This window comes from Acidovorax sp. CF316 (assembly GCF_000276605.1).
In the GTDB taxonomy this organism is placed as follows: domain Bacteria; phylum Pseudomonadota; class Gammaproteobacteria; order Burkholderiales; family Burkholderiaceae_C; genus Acidovorax.
The window spans coordinates 1-6,273 of the sequence record NZ_AKJX01000233.1; the positions used below are offsets into that span (position 1 = coordinate 1).

5 protein-coding genes are annotated in these 6,273 nt (G+C 70.3%); 4 read left to right on the forward strand and 1 reads right to left on the reverse strand.

Annotated elements, in window-relative coordinates; all coding sequences use genetic code 11:
- The first annotated feature begins 105 nt into the window (after window positions 1–105).
- From PMI14_RS28010 to PMI14_RS28025, 4 genes are all read left to right on the forward strand, one after another.
- Window positions 106–2,952 (forward strand): nitrate reductase, encoded by a 2,847-nt coding sequence (locus PMI14_RS28010; protein ID WP_007859861.1) that lies wholly within the window; start codon window positions 106–108, stop codon window positions 2,950–2,952.
- 61 nt (window positions 2,953–3,013) lie between these two features.
- Window positions 3,014–3,949, forward strand: coding sequence for a DNA-binding protein YbiB (ybiB, locus tag PMI14_RS28015; protein WP_007859862.1), 936 nt, complete (start codon window positions 3,014–3,016; stop codon window positions 3,947–3,949).
- On the forward strand, window positions 3,946–4,776 hold the full coding sequence (cobA, locus tag PMI14_RS28020) for a uroporphyrinogen-III C-methyltransferase (RefSeq protein ID WP_007859863.1): 831 nt from the start codon (window positions 3,946–3,948) through the stop codon (window positions 4,774–4,776). Before ybiB ends, cobA begins: the two co-directional genes overlap by 4 nt.
- A gap of 215 nt (window positions 4,777–4,991) precedes the next feature.
- Window positions 4,992–5,675, forward strand: a complete 684-nt coding sequence (locus PMI14_RS28025) for a type IV pili methyl-accepting chemotaxis transducer N-terminal domain-containing protein (RefSeq protein ID WP_007859864.1) — start codon at window positions 4,992–4,994, stop codon at window positions 5,673–5,675.
- Between the two features lie 17 nt (window positions 5,676–5,692).
- Here the strand turns inward: PMI14_RS28025 and PMI14_RS28030 are convergent, their stop codons facing one another.
- The gene (locus tag PMI14_RS28030; RefSeq protein ID WP_007859865.1) at window positions 5,693–6,061 is read right to left on the reverse strand and encodes a nuclear transport factor 2 family protein; all 369 of its coding nucleotides are present in this window, start codon (window positions 6,059–6,061) and stop codon (window positions 5,693–5,695) included.
- Between the last annotated feature and the right edge of the window lie 212 nt (window positions 6,062–6,273).

Genomic DNA, 6,273 nt, shown 5'->3' on the forward strand with positions numbered 1-6,273 from the left:
TCTTTTGGCGACGCAAAAGAAAGTAGGTGCGCCGCCGGGCGCACATCCCGGCCTCCGCCCTCAGCAAAGCACCGAAGCAACCACCAACAAAAAAAGACCACGCCCATGACAGAAACCAAATCCACCTGCCCCTACTGCGGCGTAGGCTGCGGCGTGATCATCGAATCCCAGGGCGCGCAGATCACCGGCGTGCGCGGCGACCCCACCCACCCCGCCAACTTCGGCCGCCTGTGCACCAAGGGCTCGACCCTGCACCTCACGGCCGCCAGCCCCGTCACGCTGCAGACCCGCCTGCTCCACCCCTTGCACCGCACCCGGCGCGGCGAGGCAGCCCTGCCCCTCACGTGGGATGCTGCGCTGGGCATGGCGGCCAGCAGGTTCGCCGACACCATCGAACAGCACGGCCCCGACGCGGTCGGCTTCTACGTCAGCGGCCAGTTGCTCACCGAGGACTACTACGTCTTCAACAAGCTGGCCAAGGGCCTCGTCGGCACCAACAACATCGACACCAACTCGCGCCTGTGCATGAGCAGCGCCGTGGCCGGCTACAAGGCCACGCTGGGGGCCGATGCGCCGCCCGCCTGCTACGACGACGTGAAGCATGCGCAGTGCCTGTTCTTCGTGGGCAGCAATGCGGCCTGGGCGCACCCCATCCTGTTTCGGCGCATCGAGGATGCGCGCGCCGCCAACCCGGCCATGAAGGTCATCGTCGCCGACCCGCGCCGCACCGACACCGCGGGCATGGCCGACCTGTTCCTGCCGATCCAGCCGGGCAGCGACGTGATGCTGTTCAACGGCATGCTGCACCTGATGCTGCGCGAGGGCTGGGTGGATGCCGCCTACATCGGCGCGCACACCAGCGGCTTCGATGCGCTCAAGGCGCTGGTGGCCGATTGCACGCCCGAGCGCGTGAGCGCGGTGTGCGGCATTCCCGAGGCCGACCTGGCCACGGCCGCGCAATGGTTCGCCACCTCCAGGGCCACGCTCAGCCTGTACTGCCAGGGCCTGAATCAGAGTACCAGCGGCACGGCCAAGAACGCGGCGCTGATCAACCTGCACCTGGCCACGGCGCAGATCGGCAAGCCGGGCGCAGGCCCGTTCTCGCTGACCGGCCAGCCCAACGCCATGGGCGGGCGCGAAGTGGGCGGCCTGGCCAACCTGCTGAGCGCGCACCGCGACCTCGCCAACCCCGCGCACCGCGCCGAAGTGGCCGCGCTGTGGGGCGTGGCCGATGTGCCCGCACGGCCTGGCAAGACGGCGGTGGAGATGTTCCAGGCCGCGGCCGACGGCGAGATCCGCGCGCTGTGGATCGCCTGCACCAACCCCGCGCAAAGCATGCCCGACCAAGCCACCGTGCGCCGCGCGCTCGAACGTGCGGAGTTCGTGGTGGTGCAGGAGGCCTTTGCCACCACGGCCACCGCGCAGTACGCCGACCTGCTGCTGCCCGCCACCACCTGGGGCGAGAAGATCGGCACCGTGACCAACAGCGAACGCCGCATCTCGCGCGTGCGCAGCGCCGTGCCCGCGCCCGGGCAGACGCGCCACGACTGGGCCATCGGGGTGCAGTTCGCGCACCAACTGGAGGCACGGCTGCGCCCCGGCGCACCCAGCCTGTTCCCCTATGCCACCGACGACGCCGATGCCGGCGCCGAGGCTGTGTGGAACGAACACCGCGAAACCACGCGCGGCCGCGACCTGGACATCACCGGCCTGTCGTGGGCCCTGCTCGAGGCCAACGGCCCGCAGCAGTGGCCGCTGCCCGAAGGCGCAGCCAGCGGCAAGGTCCGCCTGTACGAAGACGGCATCTACCCCACGCCCGATGGGCGTGCACGCTTTGCGGCCCATGCCTGGCAGCCCGTGGCCGAGCCACGCGAATCGCGCTACCCCTTCGGCCTGACCACCGGCCGCCTGCGCGACCAGTGGCATGGCATGAGCCGCACCGGTACCCTGGGCCGGCTGTTCGGGCATGTGGCCGAGCCCTCGGTGCAGATGCATCCGGACGACATGGCGCAGCGCAAGCTGCAGAACGGCGACCTGGTGCACCTCACCAGCAAGCGCGGCTCCATCGTGGTGCCGGTGCAGGCCGACACCAACATCGGCCTGTCGCAGGCCTTCATGGCCATGCACTGGGGCAGCGAGTACCTCAGCGGGCAGTCGTCCACGGGCGAGCGGCTGTCGGGCGTGAATGCGCTGACCACCTCGGCCTACTGCCCCACTTCCAAGCAGCCCGAGCTCAAGCACGCGGCCGTGAAGATCCTCAAGGCCGAGATGCCCTGGACGCTGCTGGCCCTGGCCTGGCTGCCGGCGGACAGCGCGCTGGCCGTGCGCACGGCCCTGTCGGAGCTGATGCAGGCCTTCCCGTTCGCGAGCTGCGTTCCCTTCAGCAACAACGCCCCACTGTCGGAGCCGGGCCGCGAGCGCACCGGCGTGCTGCTGCGCGCCGCCGCACACGAGGCACCGCCCGATGCCCTGATCGAACGCGTCGAGGCCCTGCTGGGCCTGGCCGGCAGCGACACGCTGCGCTATGCCGACAGGAAGCGCGGCCAGCGCCGCGCCGCGCGCCTGGCACGGCGCGCCGATGGTGCCAGCACCCTCGAGGCCATCGTGCTGGCAGGCGATACCAGCGCCCAGGGCTGGATCAAGACCCTGCTGCAGGAAGAGCTGCCCGCGCAGACCTATGGCCGCCTGCTGCTGGTACCCAGCGCCAAGGCCCCGGTGGCAGTGCAGTCGCGCGGCAAGACCGTGTGCACCTGCTTCAACGTCACCGACCTGGCCATCACCGGCAGGCTGGCGCAGTGCCACGGCACCGACGAGGACCGGCTGGCACAGCTGCAGGGTGCGCTGCGCTGCGGCACCAACTGCGGCTCGTGCCTGCCCGAGCTCAAGCGCATGGTGCGCGCCACCGGGCCCCTGGCGCCCAAGGCGGCCACCATCGCCATTGCCGCCATATAACCAAAAGTTCGCTGGGTTGCGAGAAAATACCCAGCCCCACTCAAAGAGCCATTCACCCACCATGGGCATCAGCCAGTACATCAAGGAAATCGGCCGCGGCCCACGCGGGGCCAAGCCGCTCACGCGCGAACAGGCCACCGACCTGTTCGGCCAGGTGCTGGACGGCACGGTGACCGACCTGGAGGTCGGCGCTTTCTGCCTGGCCATGCGCATCAAGGGCGAGACCGCCGACGAGATGTGCGGTTTCCTGGACGCCACGCACGCCCGCATGGCCCTGCTGCCCGCCAGCGACCGCCCCCTGGTGGTGCTGCCCAGCTACAACGGCGCGCGCAAGCTGCCCGTGCTCACCCCGCTGCTGGCCCTGCTGCTGGCGCGCGAAGGCCAGCCGGTGCTGCTGCACGGCATGCGCACCGAAGCGCGGCGCATCCTGGCGTCCGACGTGCTGGAGGCCCTGGGCACGCCCGCACTCGCAGCGCCGCGCCAGGTCGCTGCCGGCGAGGTGGCCCACATCCATACGCAACAGCTGCACCCCGGGCTGGCACGGTTGCTGGCCGTGCGCGAGGCCGTGGGCCTGCGCAATGCCGGGCACAGCGCCGTGAAGCTCATGAACCCCTGTGCCGGCGCCGCCGTGGTGGTCACCAGCTACACGCACCCCGAGTACTTCGAGATGCTGCAAAACACCTTCAGCGCCATGGGCATGAACGCCCTGCTCTCGCGCGGGCTCGAGGGAGAGGTGGCTGCCGACCCGCGCCGCACACCCCGTTACGACGCCTTCGTGGGCGGGGTGCACCATGTGCTGCAGGAGCAGGAGCCCGGCACCGCGAGCGAGGTGCCCGGCCTGCCCGCCGAGATCGACGTGGCCACCACGGCCGACTACACCCGCCGCGTGCTCATGGGCGAACTGCCGGTGCCGCCCGCCCTCACGCGGCAGGTGGAACATATCTTGCAGATCACCGCTCAAACAGCCACGCCCGCCCTGCCGGAGACACAGCCATGAACCGCCCCACGAATCCCCCGACCCCATCCCCGCAGCACAACCGCCCCCACCTGGGCACCGGCGGCTCCTGCACCCTGGTGGGCGCCGGCCCCGGCGATCCGGAGCTGCTCACGCTCAAGGCGCTCAAGGCCATCCAGGCCGCCACGGTGCTGCTGGTCGACGACCTGGTGAGCGACGCCATCGTGGCCTACGCCGCGCCCACGGCGCGCATCGTGCACGTGGGCAAGCGCGGCGGCTGCAAGAGCACGCCGCAGGCCTTCATCGAGAAGCTGATGCTCATGGCCGTGAACGAGGGCGAGAACGTGGTGCGCCTCAAGGGCGGCGACCCCTTCATCTTCGGCCGCGGCGGCGAGGAGGTGGAGCACCTGCGCGCGGCGGGCGTGCCGGTCACAGTCATCAACGGCATCACCGCGGGCCTGGCGGGCCTGACCTCGCTGGGCGTGCCGCTCACGCACCGCGAGCATGCCCACGGCGTGGTCTTCGTCACCGGCCATGCCAAGCCCGGCGACGCCGGTACCGACTGGCGCCAGCTGGCCGCCACGGCGCGCGACGCGAAGCTGACGCTGGTGATCTACATGGGCGTGAGCGGTGCCGCCACCATCGAGCAGGAACTGCTCACCGGCCTGCCGGCGGCCACGCCCGTGGCCATCATCCAGCACGCCAGCCTGCCGCAGCAGCGCCACGCCGTGACGACACTGGGCGAGCTGCACGCCACCATCGGCCGCGAGGGGCTGGCCAGCCCCTCGGTGATCGTGGTCGGCGACGTGGTGCAGGGCATTGCCGCAGCCGCGCTGCCGCAGTTGCCGGCCCACCAGCGCGCGGCCTGAACCAGCCCCCCACCTGCACACCACGGCTGCGCCGGCACACACCGGCTCCGCAGCCTTGCGCGGGGCCTGCCTGCATGCGCGGACATGCGGCCTCCCACACGCCCGCGAGGGCCCGTCTGCGCACCGTGCGGGCGCAGTGATCCACGCGCCATTGGCCCAGGTATTGCTAGTTGCACTGTGACAAAGCCCGAGGGCTCACTACACAGGATCACACCATGGCAGCCTACCCTCTCTCCACGGCCCGCAGCACGCCATCCACGCCCGCTGCGGCATCGCGCGATGGCGACATGTCCCTGGTCAACATCGCGGCCCGCCAGCGCATGCTGTCGCAGCGCATGGTGCTGCAGACGGTATTGGCCACGCGCGGCAGCGACCTGCATCTGAAGGCGGCACGCAGCTCGCTCGCACTGTTCAGCGACAGCCACGCCAGGCTGGTGGACACGCCGCGCCACCTCGATGCGGCCATGGGCGAGCGCATCCGCGCGACCTACCAGGGGGCCACCGGCGTGGGCCCCACCATCGATGCCTTCATGCAGCAGGTGGAGCGCACGCTGGAGCTGGCCGAGCGGCAGAGCCCCCGCGTGGAAGAAGCCCTGGCCCGCCTGGTGGAGATCACCGACGGCGCACTCGATGCCCTGAACACCGCCACGACGGCCTTCGACCAGTTGGGCAAGGCCAAGTCCGAGACGCTGATGAAGGAGCTGGCAGGCATCGTGGCCTCGATCCAGACCGTGGCGCGCGAGGCCAAGGTGGTGAGCTTCAATGCCCAGGTGATGGCCGCGCGCGCGGGCCAGCATGGCCGCGAATTCGCGGTGGTGGCCAACGTGCTCTCGGGCATCACCAACGAGATCGACGGCCTGTCGCTGCAGGCCGTGTCGCTGGCCGGGCGCAACCGCTGAACAGCCGGGCAGCGAGCTCACAGATTGGTGAAGCCCCCGGCAGGCGCGGGATGGGGAAGGGACCAGCCGAAATAGACCTCCACCTCCACGATGCGCCCCTCGCGGGTGGTCACCACCTCGGTGTTGCGAAAGCGCCCGCCGCCCTGGCGCGTGCCCTCGTAGGTGACGAAGACGGTATGGCCCTGCTGGACCAGGTGGATGAACTGGAAGCCGCTGATGCCCTCGCTGTTGGGCCAGCAGCGCGCGAAATAGGTGGCCCGGTCGATGCGGTTGTCGAGCGGGCTCGAGAAATGGAAGTCCTCGTCGATCAGCGCCTCGAGGGCCTCGCGGTCCTTGCGGACATAGGCCTCGTAGCTGGCACGCACCAGGGCGGTGGCATCGTTCATGGTGGCTTGTCTCCCCATTGGGAAGGAGCGCCTGAGCGCTCCAAAGGGACAAGGCTACTCCAGCGAACACGGAGGCCTGTTAGCACATGTTCCAGGCGCCCACCAAACACATCCAGACACGGCGCTGTTTAGCACCAGCTGAGTCGAAACTGGCGCGGCCAAGGCCAGTGCCCCCGCGCAAGGGCCGCCCCGCCGCGCTGGGGGCGTCCCCC